This is a genomic window from Vibrio fluvialis (assembly GCF_900460245.1).
GTDB classification, from domain to species: Bacteria; Pseudomonadota; Gammaproteobacteria; order Enterobacterales; family Vibrionaceae; genus Vibrio; species Vibrio fluvialis.
Genome location: NZ_UHIP01000002.1, coordinates 139,019 through 162,419, shown reverse-complemented (window position 1 = coordinate 162,419; position 23,401 = coordinate 139,019). Strand labels below are relative to the sequence as shown.

General features: G+C 46.6%; 26 protein-coding genes. 15 read left to right on the top strand and 11 right to left on the bottom strand.

The window, feature by feature from the left end; translation table 11 throughout:
- Positions 1 to 348: 348 nt before the first annotated feature.
- Positions 349 to 1,047, top strand: a complete 699-nt coding sequence (locus DYA43_RS15820) for a hypothetical protein (RefSeq protein WP_061055858.1) — start codon at positions 349 to 351, stop codon at positions 1,045 to 1,047.
- Positions 1,048 to 1,389: 342 nt separating this feature from the next.
- On the opposite strand, the gene DYA43_RS15815 is transcribed toward DYA43_RS15820, so the two are convergent.
- Complete coding sequence (locus DYA43_RS15815) at positions 1,390 to 2,418, bottom strand: IS110 family RNA-guided transposase (protein WP_061055364.1); 1,029 nt, start codon at positions 2,416 to 2,418, stop codon at positions 1,390 to 1,392.
- 36 nt (positions 2,419 to 2,454) lie between these two features.
- Here DYA43_RS15815 and DYA43_RS15810 point away from each other — a divergent pair, with 36 nt between their 5' ends.
- Entirely contained in the window at positions 2,455 to 2,943 is a 489-nt protein-coding gene (locus DYA43_RS15810) for a hypothetical protein (protein ID WP_123946151.1), read from the top strand.
- 249 nt (positions 2,944 to 3,192) lie between these two features.
- Here the strand turns inward: DYA43_RS15810 and glgC are convergent, their stop codons facing one another.
- Both glgC and DYA43_RS15800 read right to left on the bottom strand, forming a co-directional pair.
- A complete protein-coding gene (gene glgC / locus DYA43_RS15805; protein ID WP_061055857.1) occupies positions 3,193 to 4,449 on the bottom strand; it encodes a glucose-1-phosphate adenylyltransferase in 1,257 nt (418 codons plus the stop codon).
- 284 nt (positions 4,450 to 4,733) lie between these two features.
- Positions 4,734 to 5,042 (bottom strand): NIPSNAP family protein, encoded by a 309-nt coding sequence (locus DYA43_RS15800; RefSeq protein ID WP_038130092.1) that lies wholly within the window; start codon positions 5,040 to 5,042, stop codon positions 4,734 to 4,736.
- Between the two features lie 283 nt (positions 5,043 to 5,325).
- On the opposite strand from DYA43_RS15800, the gene DYA43_RS15795 reads away from it, so the two are divergent.
- Positions 5,326 to 5,664 (top strand): hypothetical protein, encoded by a 339-nt coding sequence (locus DYA43_RS15795; protein ID WP_061055856.1) that lies wholly within the window; start codon positions 5,326 to 5,328, stop codon positions 5,662 to 5,664.
- Between the two features lie 256 nt (positions 5,665 to 5,920).
- On the opposite strand, the gene DYA43_RS15790 is transcribed toward DYA43_RS15795, so the two are convergent.
- A complete protein-coding gene (locus tag DYA43_RS15790; protein ID WP_032082258.1) occupies positions 5,921 to 6,160 on the bottom strand; it encodes a hypothetical protein in 240 nt (79 codons plus the stop codon).
- A 249-nt stretch (positions 6,161 to 6,409) separates the two neighbouring features.
- On the opposite strand from DYA43_RS15790, the gene DYA43_RS15785 reads away from it, so the two are divergent.
- Both DYA43_RS15785 and DYA43_RS15780 read left to right on the top strand, forming a co-directional pair.
- Positions 6,410 to 6,694, top strand: coding sequence for a hypothetical protein (locus DYA43_RS15785; RefSeq protein WP_061055855.1), 285 nt, complete (start codon positions 6,410 to 6,412; stop codon positions 6,692 to 6,694).
- A gap of 143 nt (positions 6,695 to 6,837) precedes the next feature.
- Positions 6,838 to 7,320, top strand: coding sequence for a tetratricopeptide repeat protein (locus DYA43_RS15780; protein WP_061055854.1), 483 nt, complete (start codon positions 6,838 to 6,840; stop codon positions 7,318 to 7,320).
- Between the two features lie 46 nt (positions 7,321 to 7,366).
- Here the strand turns inward: DYA43_RS15780 and DYA43_RS15775 are convergent, their stop codons facing one another.
- On the bottom strand, positions 7,367 to 8,269 hold the full coding sequence (locus DYA43_RS15775; protein WP_061056099.1) for a LysR family transcriptional regulator: 903 nt from the start codon (positions 8,267 to 8,269) through the stop codon (positions 7,367 to 7,369).
- Positions 8,270 to 8,378: 109 nt separating this feature from the next.
- On the opposite strand from DYA43_RS15775, the gene accD reads away from it, so the two are divergent.
- Positions 8,379 to 9,272 carry an acetyl-CoA carboxylase, carboxyltransferase subunit beta gene (gene accD / locus DYA43_RS15770; protein ID WP_061055853.1) on the top strand — a complete coding sequence of 298 codons (894 nt, stop codon included), beginning with the start codon at positions 8,379 to 8,381 and terminating at the stop codon, positions 9,270 to 9,272.
- A gap of 29 nt (positions 9,273 to 9,301) precedes the next feature.
- Here accD and DYA43_RS15765 read toward each other — a convergent pair whose 3' ends face one another.
- Both DYA43_RS15765 and DYA43_RS15760 read right to left on the bottom strand, forming a co-directional pair.
- The gene (locus DYA43_RS15765; protein WP_061055852.1) at positions 9,302 to 10,084 is read right to left on the bottom strand and encodes a TSUP family transporter; all 783 of its coding nucleotides are present in this window, start codon (positions 10,082 to 10,084) and stop codon (positions 9,302 to 9,304) included.
- A 21-nt stretch (positions 10,085 to 10,105) separates the two neighbouring features.
- Positions 10,106 to 10,996, bottom strand: a complete 891-nt coding sequence (locus DYA43_RS15760) for an NAD(P)-dependent oxidoreductase (protein ID WP_370446011.1) — start codon at positions 10,994 to 10,996, stop codon at positions 10,106 to 10,108.
- A gap of 183 nt (positions 10,997 to 11,179) precedes the next feature.
- Here DYA43_RS15760 and DYA43_RS15755 point away from each other — a divergent pair, with 183 nt between their 5' ends.
- The 6 genes from DYA43_RS15755 (at position 11,180) to DYA43_RS15730 (ending at position 15,451) form a co-directional block, all read left to right on the top strand.
- On the top strand, positions 11,180 to 12,520 hold the full coding sequence (locus DYA43_RS15755; RefSeq protein WP_061055851.1) for an aminotransferase-like domain-containing protein: 1,341 nt from the start codon (positions 11,180 to 11,182) through the stop codon (positions 12,518 to 12,520).
- 93 nt (positions 12,521 to 12,613) lie between these two features.
- A complete protein-coding gene (locus DYA43_RS15750) occupies positions 12,614 to 13,123 on the top strand; it encodes a DinB family protein (protein ID WP_061055850.1) in 510 nt (169 codons plus the stop codon).
- A 126-nt stretch (positions 13,124 to 13,249) separates the two neighbouring features.
- Entirely contained in the window at positions 13,250 to 13,756 is a 507-nt protein-coding gene (gene def, locus DYA43_RS15745) for a peptide deformylase (protein ID WP_020332505.1), read from the top strand.
- A 216-nt stretch (positions 13,757 to 13,972) separates the two neighbouring features.
- Positions 13,973 to 14,359: a DUF1090 domain-containing protein gene (locus tag DYA43_RS15740; RefSeq protein WP_061055849.1), complete on the top strand. Its 387-nt coding sequence runs from the start codon at positions 13,973 to 13,975 to the stop codon at positions 14,357 to 14,359.
- 205 nt (positions 14,360 to 14,564) lie between these two features.
- Positions 14,565 to 15,251, top strand: coding sequence for a monofunctional biosynthetic peptidoglycan transglycosylase (mtgA, locus tag DYA43_RS15735; protein WP_081094718.1), 687 nt, complete (start codon positions 14,565 to 14,567; stop codon positions 15,249 to 15,251).
- 8 nt (positions 15,252 to 15,259) lie between these two features.
- The gene (locus tag DYA43_RS15730; RefSeq protein WP_061055848.1) at positions 15,260 to 15,451 is read left to right on the top strand and encodes a hypothetical protein; all 192 of its coding nucleotides are present in this window, start codon (positions 15,260 to 15,262) and stop codon (positions 15,449 to 15,451) included.
- On the opposite strand, the gene DYA43_RS15725 is transcribed toward DYA43_RS15730, so the two are convergent.
- On the bottom strand, positions 15,448 to 15,843 hold the full coding sequence (locus DYA43_RS15725) for a hypothetical protein (protein ID WP_020332508.1): 396 nt from the start codon (positions 15,841 to 15,843) through the stop codon (positions 15,448 to 15,450). The two genes, DYA43_RS15730 and DYA43_RS15725, sit on opposite strands and share 4 nt — an antisense overlap.
- 281 nt (positions 15,844 to 16,124) lie before the next feature.
- Between DYA43_RS15725 and DYA43_RS15720 the strand changes: the two genes are divergently transcribed.
- Positions 16,125 to 16,496 carry a GtrA family protein gene (locus DYA43_RS15720; protein WP_081094717.1) on the top strand — a complete coding sequence of 124 codons (372 nt, stop codon included), beginning with the start codon at positions 16,125 to 16,127 and terminating at the stop codon, positions 16,494 to 16,496.
- 12 nt (positions 16,497 to 16,508) lie between these two features.
- Here DYA43_RS15720 and DYA43_RS15715 read toward each other — a convergent pair whose 3' ends face one another.
- Positions 16,509 to 18,011 carry an EAL domain-containing protein gene (locus DYA43_RS15715; protein WP_225869377.1) on the bottom strand — a complete coding sequence of 501 codons (1,503 nt, stop codon included), beginning with the start codon at positions 18,009 to 18,011 and terminating at the stop codon, positions 16,509 to 16,511.
- Positions 18,012 to 18,212: 201 nt separating this feature from the next.
- On the opposite strand from DYA43_RS15715, the gene DYA43_RS15710 reads away from it, so the two are divergent.
- On the top strand, positions 18,213 to 18,461 hold the full coding sequence (locus DYA43_RS15710) for a DUF3297 family protein (protein ID WP_020332511.1): 249 nt from the start codon (positions 18,213 to 18,215) through the stop codon (positions 18,459 to 18,461).
- A gap of 128 nt (positions 18,462 to 18,589) precedes the next feature.
- Here DYA43_RS15710 and DYA43_RS15705 read toward each other — a convergent pair whose 3' ends face one another.
- The gene (locus DYA43_RS15705) at positions 18,590 to 20,386 is read right to left on the bottom strand and encodes an ABC transporter ATP-binding protein (RefSeq protein WP_061055846.1); all 1,797 of its coding nucleotides are present in this window, start codon (positions 20,384 to 20,386) and stop codon (positions 18,590 to 18,592) included.
- A complete protein-coding gene (locus DYA43_RS15700; protein WP_024374943.1) occupies positions 20,383 to 22,122 on the bottom strand; it encodes an ABC transporter ATP-binding protein in 1,740 nt (579 codons plus the stop codon). The genes DYA43_RS15705 and DYA43_RS15700 overlap by 4 nt, the downstream gene beginning before the upstream one ends.
- 275 nt (positions 22,123 to 22,397) lie before the next feature.
- Between DYA43_RS15700 and DYA43_RS15695 the strand changes: the two genes are divergently transcribed.
- Positions 22,398 to 23,276 carry a nucleotidyltransferase domain-containing protein gene (locus tag DYA43_RS15695; protein ID WP_061055845.1) on the top strand — a complete coding sequence of 293 codons (879 nt, stop codon included), beginning with the start codon at positions 22,398 to 22,400 and terminating at the stop codon, positions 23,274 to 23,276.
- Positions 23,277 to 23,401: the final 125 nt, after the last annotated feature.

The following is a 23,401-nucleotide window of genomic DNA, read 5'->3' as shown; positions in this document are numbered from 1 at the left end:
TCAAATTTTGCAATTCTTTGAAATGTCTAAAATCTGGACAGACATACAGTTATATTGAAATCATGACGATTTTTATCCCAACATCGTGCGCGTTTTCACATTTCAACATGAAAAAATATTTTTAAAATCATGCAATTATAAAACTAAGGGTTAGATAATAGGTTTGGGAAACGCGCATGCGCGTTTTTCCAGATGGTGAATTTAGCAAAATGCTGATAAGTTCATTACATACAAATAGTTAACTGTGCGCGTTTTCACTGGTCCAACGAGGTAAACGCGCATGCGCACGAATAAAATGTTATGTGCCAAATATATGTACGAGAATAACAAATTTAATGAGGAGTAATAATGTCAGTGTCTGGAGCTGTGGAAGTCCAATCTAGTATGAAGGAGTGGTTAGAAATTGCATACTACTTTGCTGGGATTGTGGTTTCAATTGTAGCGGTATTAGGATTGTCGCAAGTTCGATTGTTGCGGAAACAAATCACGGTTGCCAAGGAGGATATTCAAACGACAAAATCTATTGCGAGGACAAACTCTCGCAGGGCTGCAATCGAACTAGCTGTTTCTGAAAATCGCCGCTTCGCTGAAACGTGCATACAAGCAAGCGTTAAAATTAGAAAATTCTGTACTCGAAATGAAGTTTCTTACCTTCAAGATATATTATTTGAGCGTACAGAAAATGGCTTTAAATTAGATACCAGCAACATTAATGCTGAGTCAACCAAAAAAATGGTTGAAATAGAAGAATACATTAACGAACTAGTTAATGGTCTAGAGTCATATGCTTTATATTTCATTGGTGGAGTCGCTGACGAAAAAATGGGCTTTTTATCCAATGGAAAGCAGTATATAGCTACATGCGAATTAGCATTTAAGTTTTTTCCCATTGCAGATATCGAAGATGATGATTTTGAAGCAGTTAAAGCTCTGTATTTTAAGTGGCGTAAGATGCTAAAAGAGAAGGAGTTGCGTCTCAAAGAGAAAGAAATCAAGGCTGAACTAGAGAAGCATAAAGAAACTTACGTCAAAGCGATAGGCACATAACAAGCAATTTAAGAGGGATTCACAACGCTTGGCATTTTTGCTTCTACTTCAAATTTAGTGTTTATGGCACAATGCTTTAGGTTTGGGTGAAGGCGTTGGTCACCCCTTAATTGGGCTACATGGACTCCCTCTTTTGTCAACAATAGCTCTCTTTGACAACAGTGGATCGGACAGCAGCTCTACATTCGGTATTTGACAGGCTTTATTGCCATTACCTTGATGATATTCGCTTGGTACCAGCCTCATTCGTTAGACAGTATTTTCTACTTCCCAATTAAACAGGCTTTGATACCTCGGTCTGACCGTATTGCCATCAATTGCAATTGTGTTGACTCGGTGGGGTTAACCATTGATATAGTTAACTTTATACTCATTTCCCGAAGTCAGTAACGCCCAGATAATTCGGGCGTTTTTAGCGGCTAAAGCGACGGTTGCTCGCTTATAACCGCGACGTTCAACTAATTGTTGTAACCAGAGACTGTTTCTATCCGTTTTGTCTTTGCATCTTGCTATAACAGCACGTGCTCCATGAATAAGTAACGTACGGATGTGTTTGTCGCCTCGTTTGCTTATGCGCCCAAGTTGGACGTGACCGCCAGTGGTATATTGTCTCGGCACTAATCCAACCCATGCAGCAAATTGACGGCTGGAACGAAATTGTTTTCCATCAGAAACCGTAGCAACAATGGCTGTTGCACTATGTTCTCCCACGCCAGGAATAGTCATGAGCTTTTTAGCCTCTTTCATCTGACTGACGAGCGCATAAATTTTGCGGTCGTATCGCAGTACTTCAATGTTGATATCGTGGATACGATTGACTAAGTCATAGAGTAGTTCGCGAGCCAGCATAGGTAGCCCATTTTCAGCATCTTCAAGAATGCTGGAAATGGTATTTTGGAGTGGGTATCGACCTTGAGGAATAATAATACCGAATTCAGAAAGTAATCCACGTAACTGATTAATGGTGGCGGTGCGGTTTTTAATCAGACCATGTCGAATGCGATGCAGGGTAAGCACAGCTTGTTGCTCTGTACTTTTAATAGCGACAAACCGCGTCTTGGGACGGCTGACGGCTTCACATATAGCTTCAGCATCATTGGCATCGTTCTTTTCATTTTGCCGATAAGGGATAACAAACTTCGAAGCCATAATGCGAGGTGTATGTCCAAGTTTACTCAGTTCTCTCGCCCAATGATGAGCGCCAGAGCAAGCTTCCATACCGACTAAGCAGGGCGGTAGGTTGGCGAATACCTCTAACAGTCTGTTTCTTTTAACTGTTTTGCGTAGTACACACTTGCCATATGCATCAACGCCGTGAATACTGAAGACATTCTTGGCGAGGTCAATGCCAATAGTTTGAATGGTGGACATAGTCACCTCCGTATTATCAACGTGTCATGAGTAACTATGGCACGTGAAGTGTCAGGTAGAGGGAGTCCATATCATTCGTTATGTTTCAGTAGAATAGTTATGATAGATAATATAGATTTTTCAGAATGGTTTAGTTTTCATAAGTTTGAGACTCATGAACAGATCGGTTGTCAAGGGACTTATATAATCGGCCAATTTGATGTTCCACCTACAGGTAAACCAAATGAGTTAGAAAAAAATATAGTTTATGTGGGTGAAACTACTCAGAAGCTAAAAGTTAGACTGAGAGCATTTGTTAAATCTGCGTTTGAAAGAAAAGCTGGTCACAGTGGAGGATGGACATTTTCGGATAAGTTCCTTCAAAATACACCTGTAAATGAAATTCCAAGAAACCTATATATTTCAATTTATTGCCCATCTGGAAATGATAGTCAAAAGAGAGCGTTAGCGAAGTTTGCAGAACGAAAAGTAATCCTAGATTACTGTTTAGAGTATGGCGAATACCCAGCTTGTAATAAAAATTAAAGTTATAAATTTAAACATACAAAGCGTTCAAGCGGGACTCATGCCGCGTGGCATTTTTGGTGTACGGTGATTTTTGTTGATGAAAACGTTGTTAGCCTCGGATGGATGTATTTAGGTGGAACGTGGTCTTATCTCCGAGTGGTGAAGATAAGACCATAATTTGGGTATAAGACTAATTGTACTCGCGTGCTATATTTCTCGCCATGCGATGTCGTTGACTCGTATTTCGAAAAAAATTATTCAGTACGTTTATTTCGCAAGATTTTCCAGCATAGTTTTCGTTACTAGAGTGACTCCTTTTTTTGTAACACGAAAACCATTGGCTTCATCCTGTTCCCTATCATAACCAATGCTCAAACCGGCTGGGATACAACAATAACTATCAAGGATAACTCGCTTCAGTTTAGCGTGTTCACCAACTTCACTGCCAGGCAACAATACTGACTCTTCAATAAGACTGTATGAGTGGGCATGGACACTTGAATACAACAATGACTTTCTAATAGTAGAACCAGAAATAATGCACCCTCCAGAAACCGTTGAATCTACGGCCATACCACGGCGTTCATCGTTATCAAAAATGAATTTAGCAGGTGGAAGCTGTTCTTGATATGTCCAAATCGGCCAATCTTTATCATAAAGGTCAAGTTGTGGTTTAGGTGTCACAAGTTCCATATTGGCTTCCCAAAATGAGTCTAGTGTACCCACGTCACGCCAGTAGGGCTGATTTTCACTGTCTGGATCTTTGAAAGAGTACGCAAAAACATTACTGTCATTAATGATTGAAGGAATGATATCGTGGCCAAAATCGCGGGTGGACCCTTGGACATCCACATCTTTTAATAACTGGTTAAAAAGAAAATCAACATTGAATAAATAATTGCCCATTGAAGCCAAACACTTATTTGGTTTGTTAGGAATTGGATTGGGTTGGGCTGGTTTCTCATCAAAAGCGACTATTTTGTTGTTGGAATCTACGGTCAGAACACCAAAGCTACCTGCGGCTTCCTCAGTATCAACTTCCAGGCAACAGACTGTCATATCGGCGTTATTTGCCACATGCTCCGCTAGCAGAGAGCCATAGTCCATACGATATACATGGTCACCAGACAGAATTAGAATGTACTTGGGTTTATGTGAACGAATTATATCAATATTTTGATATACCGCATCTGCTGTACCAGCATACCAATCATCGCCCGTTCGTTGTGAAGCAGGTAAAATTTCAACAAATTGTTGAGCCCTAAAACTTCCCCAACCGCGGCTAATGTGACGGATCAACGAGTGCGACTTGTATTGTGTAGCGATACCTACGCGGTGAATACCTGAATTGAAACAGTTTGATAGTGGAAAATCGATAATACGAAACTTACCACCAAAATATACAGCAGGTTTTGCTCGGACATCGGTAAGTTCAAATAAACGACTCCCTCGACCACCTGCCAATATCAAAGCGTAAGTGTCTTTGGTCAAATTACTGATATGTCTATCATAAACCTGGGACATAGAGACCTCCATGGGAACGTTTTATAAACTTGTTGTAGCGCGTACTTAAACAGCGTACATCGGAGCAGAGTATTAATTGTATGCAAGTTACTATATAGGGGGATTGTTGAAAAAACTGTGACTGAAGCAAGGCATTATTATTTGAATAGCCACCAGTGTTGTAGCCACTTTTAGCATTACCAAAAATAAGCCAATTTATAACAGAAGAAATGAGTCAGCTCAGGGCTAGCTGACTCGATGATAGGTACACTAATGTCAAACACTTATCGCTGCTGACACAAGAGTCACTCAGTAAGAATCGGACGGAAAAAGCTACGCTCATAACTCATTACGCAATCAGTTTCCTCTGCATACTTGAATGCAGCTTTACAATTTTCGTCTGATACCGAGTCATGACGGTATTTTTCATAGTCAGATAAAGATGGAAATGAAAACAACGCCATTGCAATGTTATTCGCTCCTTCCGACGGTAAAAAATACCCATGATGTATACCACCAAACTGTTCAACGAGTGGAATCCACATACGGGCATAGTGTTCAAATTCAGGGATTTTCTTAGGGTCAATAACGTATCTAACGTAACAGGTGATCACTGACAGTTCCTTCTTTTTCTATAGGCTACTCACATCCTGAGTATTAGATAAATTTGGTCAGTGAATTTGGAATTCAAGCTAAGCAATTGAAGTTAGTGACACCGAATGGTGCACTTTTAAGTTACGAAGAGCCAACTGTGTATGTTCAAGACAGAAACATGTTTGAAGTTGGCGAGTAAATGTCCGGGTATGGCACAGTATTGCTGACTTTGGTCACTAAATCTCTACGACGTATTCGCCTGATAGTGATAACATCGCCGCATCAGAATTTCCGAGAAACTCCATGTTTATCCATCATGTTAACGACATCGACTGGCTGGTGATTACAGCCTTTGAAGAACTGAAAACGCTATTCATCGAAGACGCTGGTGCTATTCCCTCTTGCTTCTCTACCACCAGCGAATTGAGCCTGATTGATCAAGCCAAGCGCACTTACGGATATTTGCCTAAACTCGACGGCGTAATCACCGATACCGGCACGTTTCAAAGGCCAAATAACGAAGAAGATTTGAACCCACAGCTTGCCTGCCTCGTTGAGGGGCGTGGCCGGGTGTTTATCTATCACTGCGGCTTTGTGGCTTTTGTGGACGACGAGAAAACCTTTATTACCCGAATGGACTGAACATGATTCAGTCAGTTGGAATTGAGCTGCGCTGGCTCCTAGTATCAATAAGAAATGCATAACCATCGACTTGATGGACGCAGTCTGAATTGGATACGGGCTGGAATACCGGTTTCCGCTTCTTTTGAAATGCCAATGATTTGCTGTTGATTGAATTGCTTATTAATGTTCATCATCCCCTTGGTTGGATGAACATTAATAAGCGTAGACTGAACTAGATTAAGGAACGTTGGCCAGACCGCACTAATAAAGCCTGTTAGTCGAGATACCAGTTAGTCGCATAAATCACAAGAACCACTACAGTGACCAGAAAGGCGAGTATCATTACCATCTTTTTCATGTAGCTTGATCTATCAAATGCCACGCCTTTTTCTTCCCTCACTCTCGCTTCTTCATCGAAATGCCACTTAATCGCTAAGTAGCCTCCAATACCTAATACAACAATCTTTAAAGCTCCTGCGAAGTACGGAAAGAAGTTGGACCAACTGCCGTTCATTATCTATCTCCATCAAATTAAATATCGATTATGCGTTAGCATCATCAAAGGTTCATGTTTAGCGCGCCTCAATCAGGCGTTTTAGCTAGCGCAAGTCTACTGCTCGCGCTAGTTGCCTACAACTCTCTTTGTAATACCTTCTGTCTAACAAAGTTATGTGAATACACTCGTAGCTTGGAAGACGGGGCTTTTCTATTTGTGCTGAAAGGGCTATTCAATGCCGTTGTGTTTTGAGTTAGGAGTCAATTTATGCCTGTCCATCAGTATCAAATCTTCTATCAGGGCAGTAGACTAGAGCGCAATTTCACCTATTTGGACACGGCGTCAAACAGTTATCAAAAAGAGAAAGAGATATTGCTTTCCCAAGGGTTTGAACTTGATGTTGATCCGATCACTGCAGCCTCTCCAGAAGAAGTCATTCAAAAGTATACGGACAAACTTGAGCATGAGTTACATGGAGCCAATTCAGCACGTCACCCATTTTACTCATTTGCGTTGATGCTTGAATCGGCTTTAAAAAGTCGCAAGAAGTAAAAACTTGCTTACCTGTCCGTTAAATTTGGACGTTCAGTGCATCGCATTTTGATTGCAAACTTGTTCAGGTGATTAAGGCGGTAAAGCCTGCTTTGGCGGCAGTACTCTCTTCCTTTAACGTGACAGTAAGCTCAGAGGAGTATATGGAAAATATCATCACACAAGCGATTGAGTTGAGAAAAGAGGCTAAGTATCAAGAATCCAGAGCGTTGTTAGCTACGTTATTAAACGATGAGCGATACGCGGCTAAAGCACATCTGCAAATTGCGTGGTCGTATGACAATGAAGGTAAAGAGCAGGAAGCGATAGGTCATTATTTATCATCTCTGGTTGGCCATCTTTCATCGGTAGAGCGGTTTGACGCATTATTTGGTCTCGCGAGTACATATCGAAGCCTCGGTAACTATTCAGAGGCGTTAAGCTATTTCGAACAAACGATCAGCGAGTATCCTGACTCTGTCGAAGTTCAGCCTTTCTATGCGATGTGTCTTTACAATTTAGGCCGTCATAAAGAAGCAACGTCTTTGTTGCTTGAACTATTGGTTTCAACCACGAATAGCGACGCCATTAAACAATACCAGCGTGCTATTTCTTTGTATGCGAAAGACTTAGACAGAGTATGGTAATCAAACACGCTTGTAGATATGTTTTGAGGGATCGATAGACGACGTTTTAACCCTCGTCTTCCTTGGCGCATTGCTGTAAATGCTCAATAAACATAGGAATTTTCTTGGCTAGGTGTTTGCGTGAGGCGTAGAAAGCATAGAGCACCAAGTCTTCTGGTTGGTATTCCAGTTTAACGATGTTGAGCAATCCGGTTTGAATTTCACCGTGGCAGAATGCGATAGGTAGGATTGCAAACCCTAAGCCAGCAATGGCTCCGGATTTCGCGAGATTGCCGCTGTTTACTTTGAACGCCGATTGCACTTTTTGCGTGATGACTTCGGCATTTGAGCGCTTGAACACCCAAGGTTCTCCCTTGAGCGCCGACAAGCTGCTGATGCAGGGCAGTTGACTCAAATCGGTAATATGAAAAGGTGTGGGGTAGGCGTTAAGAAGCTCTGGTGACGCCACCACAGCACTTGGCCAGCGTTTGATTTCTTTTGCAATCCAATTGTGGTCGTTGAGTTTGCCGCGCTGAAAACTCAGAACAACATCGAAACCGTCCAACAAATCCTCCTTCGGGCTCACGCTGGTATCGCAGCACAGTGAAATGGAAGGGTGCTGGCGACAAAAGGCCACGACAGCATGAGCCAGTTCCGGTGAGTCAGGCATTAGGACTCGCAATTGCCCCATCACTTCGTTGGAATGCTGGGTTACCTCTTCTAACGCATCGTTCAGCTTACTTAACAAGGGTTGTGTTTGAGCGTAAAGCTGTTCTCCGGCCTGTGTCGGTGCAATGCGGCGTGTCGTTCTGTCGAACAGACGGATATTTAACCGACTTTCTAGCAGCGAAATATGACGGCTGACGTTCGAGGTAGGAAGCATCAGCAGTTCCGCCGCTCTTTTAAAGCTATTGTTCTCGTAAACGCAGTGAAAGCTGGTCAGCCATTGTTGTTCGATCTTATCTAGCACTTCAATAATCCCATTTTGTTGGATTATAAAACCAATAATCGCCACTTTATTACCAAATATAGGTGCATACAATCCTAAGCAACGGTTGAAAGGTGAAGTAAGGTCGTCCATGAGTTGGTTGGAAAAGCTATTTGATAAAAAGAACATTTTAAATACCCGTAAAGCGACGATTCCGGAAGGTGTTTGGCTCAAGTGCGCTGCCTGTGAGCAGGTGTTGTATCGTACGGCACTTGAGCAGAATTTGTGGGTCTGCCCCAAGTGCGAGCATCACATGAGAATGCCTGCACGTATTCGTTTGGAGCGCTTTTTGGATCAAGAAGACAGAGTTGAGATCGGCAGTGAACTTCACTCCCAGGACCTCTTGCACTTCAAAGATGTGAAAACATACAAGGAGCGGCTATCTCTGGCGCAAAAACAGACAGGGGAAAGCGATGCGTTAGTTGTCATGCAAGGAAAACTAATGGGATTGCCCGTCGTGGCTTGCGCGTTTGAGTTTTCGTTTATGGCTGGTTCGATGGGGGTGGTGGTCGGAGCTCGATTTGTTAAAGCGGTCGAGGCCTCGATCGAACATCGATGTGGTTTAGTGTGCTTTTCCGCGTGTGGTGGCGCGCGTATGCAAGAGTCGCTGATGTCTTTGATGCAAATGGCCAAAACCAGCGCCGCACTCGACCAGTTGGCTCGCGCCGGTTTGCCTTATATCTCGGTGCTCACTGACCAAACCTTTGGCGGTGTTTCCGCCAGTCTAGCCATGCTCGGCGACATCAACATCGGTGAACCGAAAGCGATTATCGGCTTTGCCGGGCGGCGCGTGATAGAGCAAACGGTGCGTGAAAAGCTCCCAGACGATTTTCAACGCAGTGAATTTCTTCTGGAACATGGTGCATTGGATATGATTGTGGAAAGGCGTGATATGCGTGAACGGGTTGCCCGTTTGCTGGCGAAATTGATGAACGTGGAACTAAGGCAACAATCACTGCAAAGCAATAAGGCCTCAAATGATTGAGGCCTTTTTAAGCACTGAATTCGCCCACTTCAGACAAGAAACTTATAGCCTAATGACAGCATCAATAAACTGAGTGAGAGTGAAATGGTGCGTTGAATCAGTTTTGCGCCATATTTCATGGCGGATGCACTGCCGACATGGTTCCCCAACAAGTTCATGACCACTAACGGGATTGCGAGCATATACAACACGTTTCCAGCCAGCATAAAGGCGATCAGCGCACCAATGTTGGATGCAAAGTTAAACATCTTCGATGTTGCGGATGAGGCCACTAAATCGAATTTCAACAGGTAATGCAGGGCCAAAATCAAAAAGCTGCCGGTTCCTGGGCCGAAGAATCCATCATAAAAACCAATCACAAATACCGCACTTGGTACGCCAAAGAGAATGACACCTTTGTTGATGGGGGCGCTATTTGGCTCATGGCGACTCTTTTTCGGAATGAACGACAAAGCGATGCCGAAAGGCAGCATAAAGAGGATGATTCTACCAATCGTATCCGGGTCAAAATAGAGAATCGCCTGCGCGCCTGCGTATGCACCGATGAGACCAGCCGGAATACCTGTGGCTACGGCGGTCCAAATGACTCTCTTATTACGAACAAAATTTCTGATGGCGGCAATCGTGCCGAGTGTACTGACAATTTTTTCTTGGCCGAGTGCCAACTGAGGGGGCAAACCGGCAAGAATGAAGGAGGGCACTAAGATCAGTCCGCCTCCTCCGGCAACAGAATCAATAAAGCCAGCCGCAAAGGCCGAGGCCATTAACGCGATCAAGATGACAAGGGTAATGTCGTTGCCGAAGATTTCCATACTTCGCACTCCTTTGTATGGTTATCGCTGGTAAATCTTAAATAGCGCAGAAGTGTCCATGCGGCCAAACCCTTGCTGTTGAAGAGTTTGATACTCACTATCAACTTGTTGGGTGAGTGGCAGGTCGATACCCATCTGCTTGGCTTCACTTAAACAAATATTGAGGTCCTTGTGCATCCAGTCGATAGCGAAACCAAAATCAAATTTCCCCTGTGACATGGTGATGGCGCGGTTTTCCATTTGCCAAGAGCCTGCGGCGCCATGTTTGAGAACTTCAACCAACTGGCCGACGTCCAAACCAGCCTTCTGAGCCAGCAATAAACCCTCGCTTAGCCCTTTCAATACGCCCGCGATGCAGATTTGATTGACCATCTTACTGCGTTGACCCTGACCGTGTTTACCCATCAGAGCGGCCTGCTTGCCGTAACTTTTCATCACGGGAGCGATGCGTTCAAACACGGCGGGCTCGCCGCCACACATAATCGTCAGTGCACCGTTTTCCGCGCCGGCCTGCCCACCTGATACCGGTGCATCGATAAACGCGATGCCTTTTTCTTGGCAAGCGTTGGCTAGCTCTTCGGCGAGTTCAGCTGAGGTGGTGGTATGGTCAACCAATACTGAACCTGGCTCCATGCCAGCCAGCACGCCGTTGTCGCCGTAGACGACACTTCTTACATCGTCATCATTTCCCACACACAAAAAGACAATGTCGCATTCGGTAGCAGCAGCTTTGGGTGTTGAGAAGAATTCGCCGGAAAACTGCTGAGTCCACTGCCTAGCTTTATTCTCTGTGCGATTAAATACGTTGGTGCAATAGCCCGCTTGTGAAAGGTGACCCGCCATAGGAAAGCCCATTACACCCAAACCGATAAATGCGACGTTAACGCCTTCCCTTACTTGCATCTTTTCCATCTTTCTCTCCTCACTGAACGTTGTAAGCAATCAAATTGAGCTATGTCATTTGGTTGCCTTAATTAGGCTATTGATCATATTGATATATGTCAATGATAAATTTGATGTATTCAAAAAGTAATAAAACCAAAAAGACATATGTTATCATCCGGCAACGATGGGTTACTCCGAGGGAAAACGGGCGTGAGCACGAGCAAATTCATTCGCATTGCAGAAGTCATAGAACAGAAAATTGAAAGCGGTGAATTTCCACCCAGTTCCAAGCTGCCCACTCATCGCTTGCTCGCGGAAGAGCTGGGTACAACGCCGGTAACCGTCGCCAAGGCTTATAAGTTATTGAATGAAAAAGGGTGCCTTGAGTCGTTTGTTGGCCGTGGAACCTTTGTTCGGGCACACTCTGATCTTGATAAAGCCATCCAAGCCCCGGATGAAGAGCAAAGTTACAACTTTTCTATCCTTCAACCTTGCCTGTACCGTAATTTACCTGCACTCAAAAATGCCTATCGCCAATCTGCGGAGTTACTGACGACGGCGGTGATTGGCTACACGGAACATTCCGGGCACGACGCGCACCGCGATGCTGGCGTGAAGTGGGCACAAAAATATGGCTTGGAAGGGGCGAATCGCGACAACATGTTGCTGACTAACGGGGCTCAGCATGCGTTGTCTTTACTCGTCGATACCTTAACCAAGCCGGGTGACACCATATTGGTGGAACGCCTGACTTACCCTGGAATCTTAGCCATCATCAACACCTCTGGCCGCCAGATAGTGGGGGTAGAGATGGATCAGCATGGTCTCTGTCCTAACGCTCTTGCTTCAGCGATTGACGAGCACAAAGCGGCGATGGTGATTGCCATTCCCAGCCACCAGAATCCGACCGGCATTTCGATGCCGGAATCGCGCAAGAGGGAAATTGCCGAGGTCATCAACGATAAGAAAGTTTGGCTGGTGGAAGATGATATTTACTGTTTTCTCGATGATGAGCCGATTGCTCCTATCGCCAACTTTGCGCCGGATTACACGTTTCATATTTCGGCGTTGTCAAAGGCGATCAGCCCGGCCATGCGCTGTGGCTATTTAAAAGCGCCCGAGAGCCAGGTCGCGGCTCTCAATGCCAACATTCGAACTCATATCTGGCTGGCGTCGCCCATCAACTTTATCGCGGCGACGCTCTTAATCGAGTCGGGAGAAGCGTTCCGTTTGGCTGACCAACAACGTGAAATCGCCAACGAGAGACAAAAGCGGGCGAGAGAAATTTTGACTTCGATTGACTGCAGCGCATCGGGCTATCACATCTGGCTGCCACTGCCTGAATATTGGCAACCGGACCGATTTGCGATGGAAGCAAAGAATCGTGGCGTGATCGTGACCAGCGGCAGCTACTTTTGCACCAACAACAAAACGTCGCCACACGTCAGATTGTCTCTCATGTCGATCAGTAACGAGGCTCGATTGGAAGAGGGATTGCAAGAGCTGCAATCACTGTTGGTATCGGATGTGAGTACCTTTTTTCCGTATTAGAATTTCAGAATATTGACTGACAACATGACCAGATGCGATGGCTTTAAGATTCGCTCTGGCACGATTTAACAATGACATCGTTAAGGAAAGACAATGCAGTTGGGTAAAGCGTTTCAATATAAAAAATGGGCAAACAGTGAGTTATTGATGCTGGGGGAAAAGCAGTTTTCCCAGCTTCCCGAAAGCGATGCCACGTTCTTCATTCGCATCTTAAATCACACGACGGTGGTGGACAGTTTGTTCATCAGCCGCATTCTTGGTGAGCCAGAACAGTACAGCGCCGACAACACAGTCGAAACGCCGACGTTAAATGAGTTGCGCCAGACAATGGACAGCAACGACTCGTGGTTGATCCAATACGTGGAATCGGCCCCTGCACAAGAGCTGCAACGAGTGGTTCACTTTACGTTTGTCGACGGTGATTCAGGGCAACTCAGCGTGGAAGAGATCCTGCTGCATCTGTTGACGCACGGAAGCAATCACCGAGGCATGGCCTCAAGAGTATTGGCTGAGAACAATCTTGAACGCCCGCGAGATACCTTTACGCGCTATTTACATCAAGCAGAGCCACAGCGTCGACAAAATTTAACGGGTTCAAAATGAATGTGAGCACTTTTGTCAGTCGTCGCTTAGCCTAATGATGCTTTAGTTTTGCCACCTCCACGAGACTTTGCGATAATCGCGCTCCAACACGCTAGTTAAATTATTAAGACATTTGAACAGGTATATATGGCAGTTTTAGACATCCTCACCGCTCCGGATCCTCGCTTGAATATTCAGGCAGAAAAGGTTCAGGACGTTAACGCTATTCAGTCTCTGATTGATGATATGTTGGATACGTTATACGCGACCGACAATGGTATTGGTCTTGCTTCCACACAAGTGGGACGTAAGGAGGCCGTGGTGGTGATCGATCTTTCCGAAAATCGTGACGAGCCATTGGTGTTAGTGAACCCGGAAGTTGTCAGTGGCAGTAACAAAGCGATGGGCGAAGAAGGCTGTCTGTCGGTACCTGATTACTATGCGGAAGTGGAGCGTTTTACTTCGGTTGTCGTGACAGCATTAGACCGGAACGGCAATCCTATCAAGATTGAAACCGATGACTTTCTTGCGATCGTTATGCAGCATGAAATCGACCATTTGTCCGGCAACCTATTTATCGATTATCTGTCACCATTGAAACGTCAAATGGCGATGAAGAAAGTGAAGAAGTACGTGAAAGCGCACGCCAAGTAAGCGCGTTTGGTAACGAAACTTCTCCGGGTGCCTTTTCTGTCTTTGTACGAAGGCACCTCACTTCTCACCAGTCCTCCAGCGCCTCCGCTTCGACAAATTTTTAACCCTGTCGGACACTCTCACTGCTCCAATAAACAGCAAAATTTTACATAGCCTAGACCTTAGGTAATGCACTGCGTGGCATACTTCATCGCTCAATAATCAGGAGGTGTTTGTATGACCCAAAAATCTATCAGTGTTGCTTTGCTCGCTTTGCTGCCAGTGTCGGTTGCTTTAGCTAATACACCGCCACTAAAAGGCTGCGCGGCGAAAGAGCAGGCCATTCAACAAGAAATCGATGCAGCAAAAGCGCATGGTAATCAGCGCAAGCTTGATGGCTTAAAGGAAGCATTAAGCCAGGTCCGTGAGCATTGTACCGAAGACGGTCTGTTAAAAGAGCGGCAGGCGAAAGTCCAAGAGAAACAACGAGAAGTGCAGCAACGACGTCAAGAACTTGAAGAAGCGCGTGCTTCTGGAAAATCGGACAAGATTGAAAAGAAAATGCAGAAACTCGATGAAGCCAACGCCGAATTGGCAGAAGCGATGGCTGAATTGTCTAAATAGACGTTCGCGCTGGTAGCAATACGTAGTTGCGGCGGTTCTCAACTATCCATGTATTAGGCTGCTTCTTGTTTGGTGATGCTCTCTCATTGAACTAATAAATTTGTCATCACTTTTACATACAACGGACAACTTTCTGTTCCAAATCTCGTTTACTTGTCTCTTTTGAGTCATCAACGAAACCAAAAGCAGAGGTGTGAGAGTGTTTATGCGAGGAGTCCGACATCGGATTAAACGTCTGTTGATGACGGCTATCGTTTTAGCGCTGGGGTTGCCGGTTGTTTTGGTTTTGGTGCTGAAATACGTCAATCCGCCATTCTGGGGATGGCAAGTGTCGCGTACGCTGTTCCCGCCGCAAGGATACCCTCAACAGTCTCAGCATCAATGGATTCCTTTGGCATCCGCCTCTCCCTCGTTACCACTGGCTGTTATGGCCTCCGAAGACCAACGCTTTCCCGAGCATTGGGGTGTTGACGTGAACGCTTTGGCATCGGTAATAAGAAATCGTGGCGAAAATGGGCCAGATCGCGGTGCGAGCACCATTACTCAGCAAACTGCGAAGAATGTGTTTCTGTTTCCAAGTCACACCTATATCCGCAAAGCCTATGAGCTCTATATCTCGCTGTTGCTTGAGCTGATTTGGGGTAAAGAGCGCATCATGGAAATGTATCTCAATGTGGTGGAATTTGGTCCGGGCATTTATGGCATTCAGGCCGCGAGCGAGCACTACTTTGGCGTATCGGCAAACCGCTTAACGCGTTACCAAGCTGCGCAATTGGCCGTTGTTCTTCCGAATCCGTACCGCATTCAGCCTTATCCGATGACACACTACGTCCAGCAACGTGTGAACTGGGTATTGAGACAAATGCAGAATTTAGGTGCCGTGGCTTTGTAGGAAGGCTGATGATTCAACCGAATCAGCGCATTAAACAATGGTGTGAGTCGTTAATCAAGGGAAATAAACAAGATGGCCATCGAATTGAGAAGCGATATTCGATGGCCATTGTCTATTCCGGCGGCAGCGTCGGGAATGTTATTTCCCTACGTTGTTTCACTGCATTAGCGCTGATCTATCCGAAGCAGAATAGTGATTAGAAATAAAGTTGGTCGACAAGTTTATCGTTAACGAAGAGCTCGCATTTGTCTGCACTGCTGTTTTTAGTCGACTGAATGATGCCTGCAACCACGCCGAATGCACCGCCTTGATCGCCTAAGACAGACCCGAAATAACAGTGGCTGCGCAGGGCTAATCCTTGGTAGGTAGAGCTGAAGTTTTGGGTTGGCGTGTAAGGCGGAAACTGTCCTTGCATGATAGGGTCACCATTAACAGTGAGGATCAGCTTGTTTTTATCTTCTAGGTAACTGCCTGCAAACTTGAGGACTTTCCCGTCAACTTCGACGGTTTTCTCTTGCGCTGTACGAGGCGCTGTTGCACAGCCCATGAGTGTTGAGACGAGAACAAATGTAGCGAGCGTGGAAATTTTCATCAATCTATTGCCTTATGTTATTTATAAACACTTCCTATGAGACAGGGAGCATATCATGAGGTTTGATGAATATTGACGCATTCACCACGAAGAAGTGAGGGATTATTCTGGATAGATGTCACAAACAAAAAAATATACAACGAAAGTTGTAACCCTTTTTAGGCGTGCCTGGTTGGCTGCCAGTATTAATTCAGCGGAAATCTCGCAGTGTGATTGTTTGACTTACTGCGCGACGACTTTTATAAACGAAAGTAGCCTTTATTCAGGGAAGCAGAACAACCTTGTCAGAGCTTATTAAGAAACGATTTACTAAGTATGTCAGTGTTGGATTAGTCAACACGGTGGTGCATTGGCTCTCATTTGCGCTGATCTACTCGTTGGGCGTTTCACAGAGTGTGGCGAACTTTTCGGCCTTCTTGATTGCGGTGACATTTTCATTCTTTGTGAATGCGAGATTCACGTTTAAATCGTCTGTGACATCGAGAAAATATCTGCTCTATACCGCTTTTCTCGGCGCTTTAGCGTTACTAATGGGGAAAATTAGCGATATGGCAAACTTCTACCCGCTGATGACGCTGGTCGCTTTCTCCGCAACCAGCCTTGTGCTCGGTTTTCTATTTTCCCACTACATTGTGTTTAAGCGCGCCGAGTAACACCGCGCGTGTCTATGCGTTGTCTCGAGCGAGAACCGCATCCAGTTCGCTTTTGGGCATCGACTTGTAAAAATACCAGCCCTGGATGTAACCCCACGGGCAGTTTTCTTCAATGATCTTAAACTCATGTTCCGTCTCAACCCCTTCAAAAACTACTTGTTTGTTGAGTCCGGTGATGAGATCCATCACTGGCCTGACAATATTGCGTTTCATGTCGTAATTAAGCGCATTGACGAACACACGATCGACTTTGATGAAATCAAAATCCATTTCGGTCAGCCAGACTAAATTAGCGACGCCCGTACCGAAATCATCTAACACGACCATAAAGCCCATCGATTTCGCTCTTCTGGAAAAATCGGCTAATTCGTTGAGAGGAAGGTCAATTCGTTCGGTGATCTCTATTTTGATTTGTGAGGGTTGAATACTCAGCTCAAGCGTGAGCTTACTTAGGAACGGCAAAAACTGGGGATCCTGCAGTTCGAACGCGGCGATGTTGATCCCAAGAGAAAAGTCAGGATTTTCTTGAAGAATCGGCGCCATTTCGCTGATAGAGCGCTCGGCAACGAAATAGGCCAGTTGCGGATAAAGGGAGAGCTTTTCGGCAATCCCGATAAAGAGTTCCGGTGACACTCGGCCATAATGGTTGTCTTCCCAGCGCACCAGACTTTCGACTCCGGCGATACGTTTGTCTTTCACCGTGACAACGGGTTGATATTCCATATAGAGTTTCTTCTGCGATAACGCCTCGCGAAAACGATGTTCGATGGAATTGTGTCGACTGATAAACGTCCAGAAAGAGTAGGCGAGCAGAAAGCTGAACAGCAGTGCGATTGCGAGCAAAGCCAACAGGACATGCGCCGAGTAGTTCGCCAGTCCGGCTTTGGCGTTGTGCGTATGAACGCAGTAGTTGAACCGGTCGCTGCAGGTTTTCGTTTTGATGCTCAATGGCGGAAACGGGTTGCCGTAATCGTTGCCAGGTGTGTATTGGGTAAAAACATGCTCATCCGTGGCTGATTCCACACTGAAACGGAATTTTGGCATGCGTTGCATCAAGTGCTGGTATTGATCGGGTACGGTCAGTGTCACGAATTGGTTCAGACGGGTCAAATCGTACTTGTCATCCACGGGGAAAAGATGATCCACTTGGGTGTAAAAACGATAGCCTTTAAATGCTGTCTGGAATTTATCGGCGACATTCACGGGGTCAAAAACGCCCCAGTTCGCGGAGCATAGAACGGATTCTCCCTCCATCAAACCGATGTCGTAGATTTCGGAGTTTTCGTGAACGAGCTGGCGAATCACCGTCATGGTGGCGTGATCGCAACTGGGTTGGAAGATGGTATTGGCAACGTGAAGGGCATCAGATATCTGCTCAGTCGCTTGCTCAGCTTCGTCCAGCACTTCTTTGGCGAACCGAATCTGTTCATCCTGCTGTAGGTAATAGGTAGTCACTTCGAGAATACCCAAAGTAAGAGCAAACGCCGCGAGGAACATGGCCACTCTTTTCAACACGCTATGAGCCATTCTTACCCACTGAATCCGATTGGAATAAAGTACTGAGTATGCGCAGTTAATGCCTTTCACACAATAATCATCAGGGATAATTTACATCGGGGAAACAAAGCCGAGATGAACAACCCCAGATTGTTTTCTTGAGCCCGCGCGGCGCATTGTCTAAAATGGCGCACTTTTTAATGACACTGGGTCAATAATATGAACGACACGACTGCAAAACCAGCACTTCCGGATCACCTGGCAGGTAACCCTCGTAGCCCGCATTTTGTTGCTGAATGCTTTGAACACCAAATCGGCATTCGCTTGAACGGCAAAGAGCGTACCGACGTTGAAGAATACTGCATCAGCGAAGGCTGGGTAAAAGTCGCCGCGCCTAAAGCACTGGACCGCCGTGGTCAACCGCTGCTGATGACGCTGAAAGGCACAGTAGAAGCTTACTACAAATAATGATGAGGTTGCCGGTTGGCGACCCAACATCTTCGGGCTTAGGGTGGCTGAGTCTGAAATAGAAAAAGGCCGCTGAGCGTAGACTCGGTGGCCTTTTTTATGACCTGCTTTTATTGCTGCACAGGGCGTTACGACGATAAGCACACGGTCTGTTCTGCCTGCGCCACCATTTGCTCCTGCTGCTGCAACAGGTACATGGCGCGGTAACGACCATGTTCGATCGTCATCAATTGCTGGTGGTTGCCTTGTTCAATCAAGTGGCCTTTATCCAGCACCAGAATATTGTCGGCGTGATGAATGGTGGAAAGGCGGTGTGCCACCACAATCAAGGTGACTTTGCCTTGCAATTCATTCAGTGCTCGCTGCACAACCTGCTCTGTTTCACTGTCGATGTTGGCCGTTGCTTCATCCAGCAACAGAATTTTGGGTGAACCGGCTAACGCGCGGGCAATGATCAACTGCTGGCGCTGGCCCGTCGAGAGGCGCAAACCGCCTTCACCAAGTTCAGTCTGATAACCGTCGTTCATCGCGATGATCACTTCGTGCAGATGCGCCTGCTTGGCTGCGCGTTCCACTGCCTCCTGGCTCAGATTACGCCCCATATCAATGTTATCGAACACGGTAGTCGCCAACACAAACGGCTCCTGAGGAATAAAACCAATCCCCTGGCGCAAGGTGTGCTGGTCGTAATCACTCAGTTTGTGGCCATCAATCCGAATGCTACCGGATTGTGGCTGATAAAAATTGAGCAACAGATTCAGCAGCGTCGATTTGCCGCTGCCGGTATGACCAACAATGGCGTAGAAACGCCCCGCGTTTACTTGGACATTAATATCGTGCAGAACCGGCTTATCTTTCTGATAGCTGAACGTCAGTTGTTCAATGGCAAGATCGCCGCGCGAGATTTCACTCCAACGAGCGGAACCTTCATGGGCGGAAGGCTCTTGCAGCAGTTCATGCACGCGATCGCCTGCCACAATGGCTTGCTGGTAAAGGCTGAATCGCTGAGTAATCTCAACCAGCGGTTCGGTGAAACGGCCCAGATAATTCAAATAGGCATACAGTACGCCGACTTCCGCCACGCCCTCGACTACTTTAAGACCAAAGAACCACACTACGCCGCCCAGTACAAGAATACTCAGCAGGTTGATGGCCGGACGCAGCAGCAAAGATCCGACCGTGACCGATTTCAGCCTCGTGGCGTAGTAATCGCGGTTGATGGCCTGAAACTGCTCATATTTCGCGTGCTGCTGATTGGTGGCCTGAATCACCGTCATGCCGGAAATCGATTCATTCATCGTCGAGTTGATGTCCGAACGCAACTGACGGCTTTCGGTGACGGCTTTGACACTGAACTTTTGATAGAGATAAATCAGTGTGACGACCGCCGGGATGAGCAGCAGGGCCACCAACATCAGTTGAATGTCCAGAATCGCCATCGCGGTCAGAATGCCGATCAGCAGAATCAAGTTGGCGAGGATATTCGACAAGAACTGTACGTAAATATCTTTAATCGATTCGGTATCGTTGGTGATTCGGCTGACCAGCTGACCAGTGCGCGCGTAGTCGAAGAAAGCGACGGGCAGCGTCAGCACATGTTTGAACAGGCGCTTACGAATATCCAGCACGGCATTGAGTGCGATATCGAGAAAACGCAGCGTCTGTTTGTATTTGAGGTAAGTTCCCGCCAATACCGAGAACACAAACAGACCGATCACGCCCGCCACTGGCCACAGTGGGTAGTGATCCTGCATCACAAATTCGTCGATAAACACTTTGCTCAGCATCGGGCCGAGTACATCAAATCCAGTGGCCAGAATCACCAGCAGCAGCGTTTTGACAAACAGGGCCTTTTCGGCAAACACATAGCTCATCAGCAGTTGCAATGACCCGGAGCTTTTGGCTTTCTGTGGTTGAGTTTTCATTGCAAATCGTTCTCCAGTGCCTGCTCCATTTGTTGGTACGCCGCCATACGCGCATACCAGCCGTCTTGGCGAATCAGTTCGCGGTGCGTGCCTTTTTCAATCATTTCGCCATGCGCCAGCACGACAATTTCATCTGCGCGTTCAATGGCGGACAGACGGTGGCTGACTACGATCAGCGTCTGCTCACGTCGCTGCTGCAGGTGCTCAATGATCACTTTTTCCGTTTTGATATCGACCGCCGACAGCGCATCATCCAGCACCAGAATGGGTGCCTGGCTAATAAGCGCACGAGCGATAGAAATACGTTGACGCTGACCACCAGAAAGTGTCACACCGCGCTCACCCACCAGAGTTTGGTAGCCTTCCGGAAACTGTAAAATATCGTCGTGAATCGCTGCCAGTTTTGCTGCCTGATGCACTTCTTCATCGCTGGCTTCACTGCGGCCGATACGAATGTTTTCCATGATGCTCATGCTGAACAAAAATGCATCCTGCGGCACATACGCGTACAGGTTGCGCAGAGCAGGCAGGGGAATGGATTGAATCGGAATACCACTGACCTCAATCGAACCTTGCTCTGCTTCCCAGTAGCGCATCAAAAGGTGCAGCAGGGTCGACTTACCAGCTCCTGTGGCTCCTGCAATACCAAGCACGCGGTTTTCGCCCAGTTGCAGGGAAATATTGCTCAGTGAAGGTTGCCCAGTCTCCGGGTAATGGAAGCTGACGTGCTCAATCGCCAGCGCATAGCCTGCTGGCTCAGTGGTGCCTTGATCGTTAATGGAATCTGGCAGGTTGAGCAGCTCTTCCAAACGGCCGATCGCGGCGTTGCCGCGCTGCAAAATGTTCATCAGCCAACCAAAGGCATACATGGGCCAGATAAGCTCGGACAGATACAGGGTAAAACTGGTGAGCTGACCCACGGTGAGGTTACCGCTGCTGATCTGCCAGCCACCCATAAGCAGGGCGATGAGCAGTGCCGCACCCAAGCTGAGCTGAATAATCGGATCGAATAACGCTTCAGAACGCTGAACTTTGTAAGTACTTTGCGCCGATTGTTCAGCAATACGCTCAAATTTGTCTGCTTCAATCGCTTCACGGCCCATGGACTTGATCATGCGAATGCCAGCGACCGACTGTTGTGCCTGCTCATTCAGGGTCGAGAAGGAATCTAACGTGTCTTTAAACTGGTGATGAATGCGATTCGACAGTTTATAGAAGCCATAGCCCATAAACGGGAAGGGCAGAATGGCCAGCACAGCCAGTTGCCAGTCGATAAACACAAACATCATCACCAGCACGAGGATGAAGGTCATCAGGCCATCAAAACCCGACAAAATGCCTTCACCGGCCGCCATTTCCACTGCGTCGATATCGTTGGTGGCACGCGCCATCAAATCACCAGTGGAGTGCTGGTTGTAGAACGCTTGGCCTTGTCTCAGCAGACGATGATAGAACTGCTCGCGCAGAATGTTGCCAAGCTGATAAGAGGTGCCGAACAGCACTCGGCGCCAGCCGTAACGAAGCAGGTAGACCAGAATACTGACTCCAAGCAGAGCAAACAGGTAAAATTCTGCTTGAGAAAAATCGCGGGTTTCCAGTAACTTATCGATAGCGTGACCAATAAACCACGGCACCGCCATGTTGAGCATCGCGACGGCAAAAAGCATCGAGAGCGCCAACGCATAGGTAAAGCGGTGCTGGCGGAAAAACCACTTAAGGTGTTGAAATAATTGCATGAGTGACTGTCCAGACGAGACAACGAAACGGCAGTGTTCAATAACGCGGTGTCAGAAATCGCCCGAGCAAAGGCACAAAAAGAAAAATGTGAAGGGCTCGCGGCGGTGGCCGTATTCGTTAATTTGCTTTTGTTCTGAGCAATAGTAGCGCAACGTCTGCGTTGGATAAATACGCACACTGAAGTGATTCGCCCGGTTTATACGAATAGGCAAAAAATAAAGAGATATGGATACGACTTTGCCATGCAGGTGGTGTCAGTGATGAAGGAATAAGCATGCAAGAAAAAACGCAGAGTGGCTTTCACCAAAGCGACGGCGCCGCTGCCGATACAGGCCTCGACGAGCAAGGCTTGATTCTTGATACCTGCTCACCAGACAAGATTCAGCGCGAATTTTTGCCCGTTGTTGATGCTTTGCTTGATAACTTAAACCACGCTTTTCCGGGCGAGATACACAGCGTTTATCTGTATGGCAGCGTCGCTCGCGGAGTGGCGGAGATCGGGCGTTCAGACCTGGATATTTCACTGATTTTCAACCATCAAATCCAAGCTTCTCAACGTGAAAGACTGCGCGAAATTTCATGCGAGTTTCCACGTCGATTTTCTCAGATCTCCAAACTCGATCTCGACCCGGGCTGTCTGGAAGAAGTGCTTCATCCCAGAGAGAAATATCGTTGGCAGTTCTGGTTAAAGCATTGCTGTTGCTGTATTAGCGGCGATGATGTTGCAAAAACCTTTGAGGCACTTAAGCCCAGCCGCAACATCGCGCTGGAGCTGAACCATGATCTTGCGGCATTTCTCTCATTTAGTTCTGAGCATGTGGCGGGTAGGGAAGTTAAGGTTCAAAACCGAGTCTTGGCCAAAAAGATCCTGCGTACAGCCTATTACTTCAATGCCGAGCATCACGGCAGTTGGTACACCGATTTAGCGGCGTGTGCCCGGGTTGCCAAGTTGTACTATCCGCAGCAAACCGAGCAGATCGATACGGCATACACACTGGCGCGCGGCAGGGATTGTTCACCGGCGGCATTCGAGGTGCTGACCTCACAATTAGGCACAATGCTTGTTAAGCAAATGGCAACCATGACGCGTTATTCTGCTCAAATGGATGAGGATATGAATGACGAAGAGAAAGGTGATGTTACGAACCCCTAAAGATGTAACACCTGTCTCATTGATTAATAGCTTAACTTGTTTCTTTGTCGCTCTGAATCAAATAGGGGCGACGTCGCCAAACTCATTTCTGCCCCATTGCGAATTATTGGGGCGGCTGATAATTA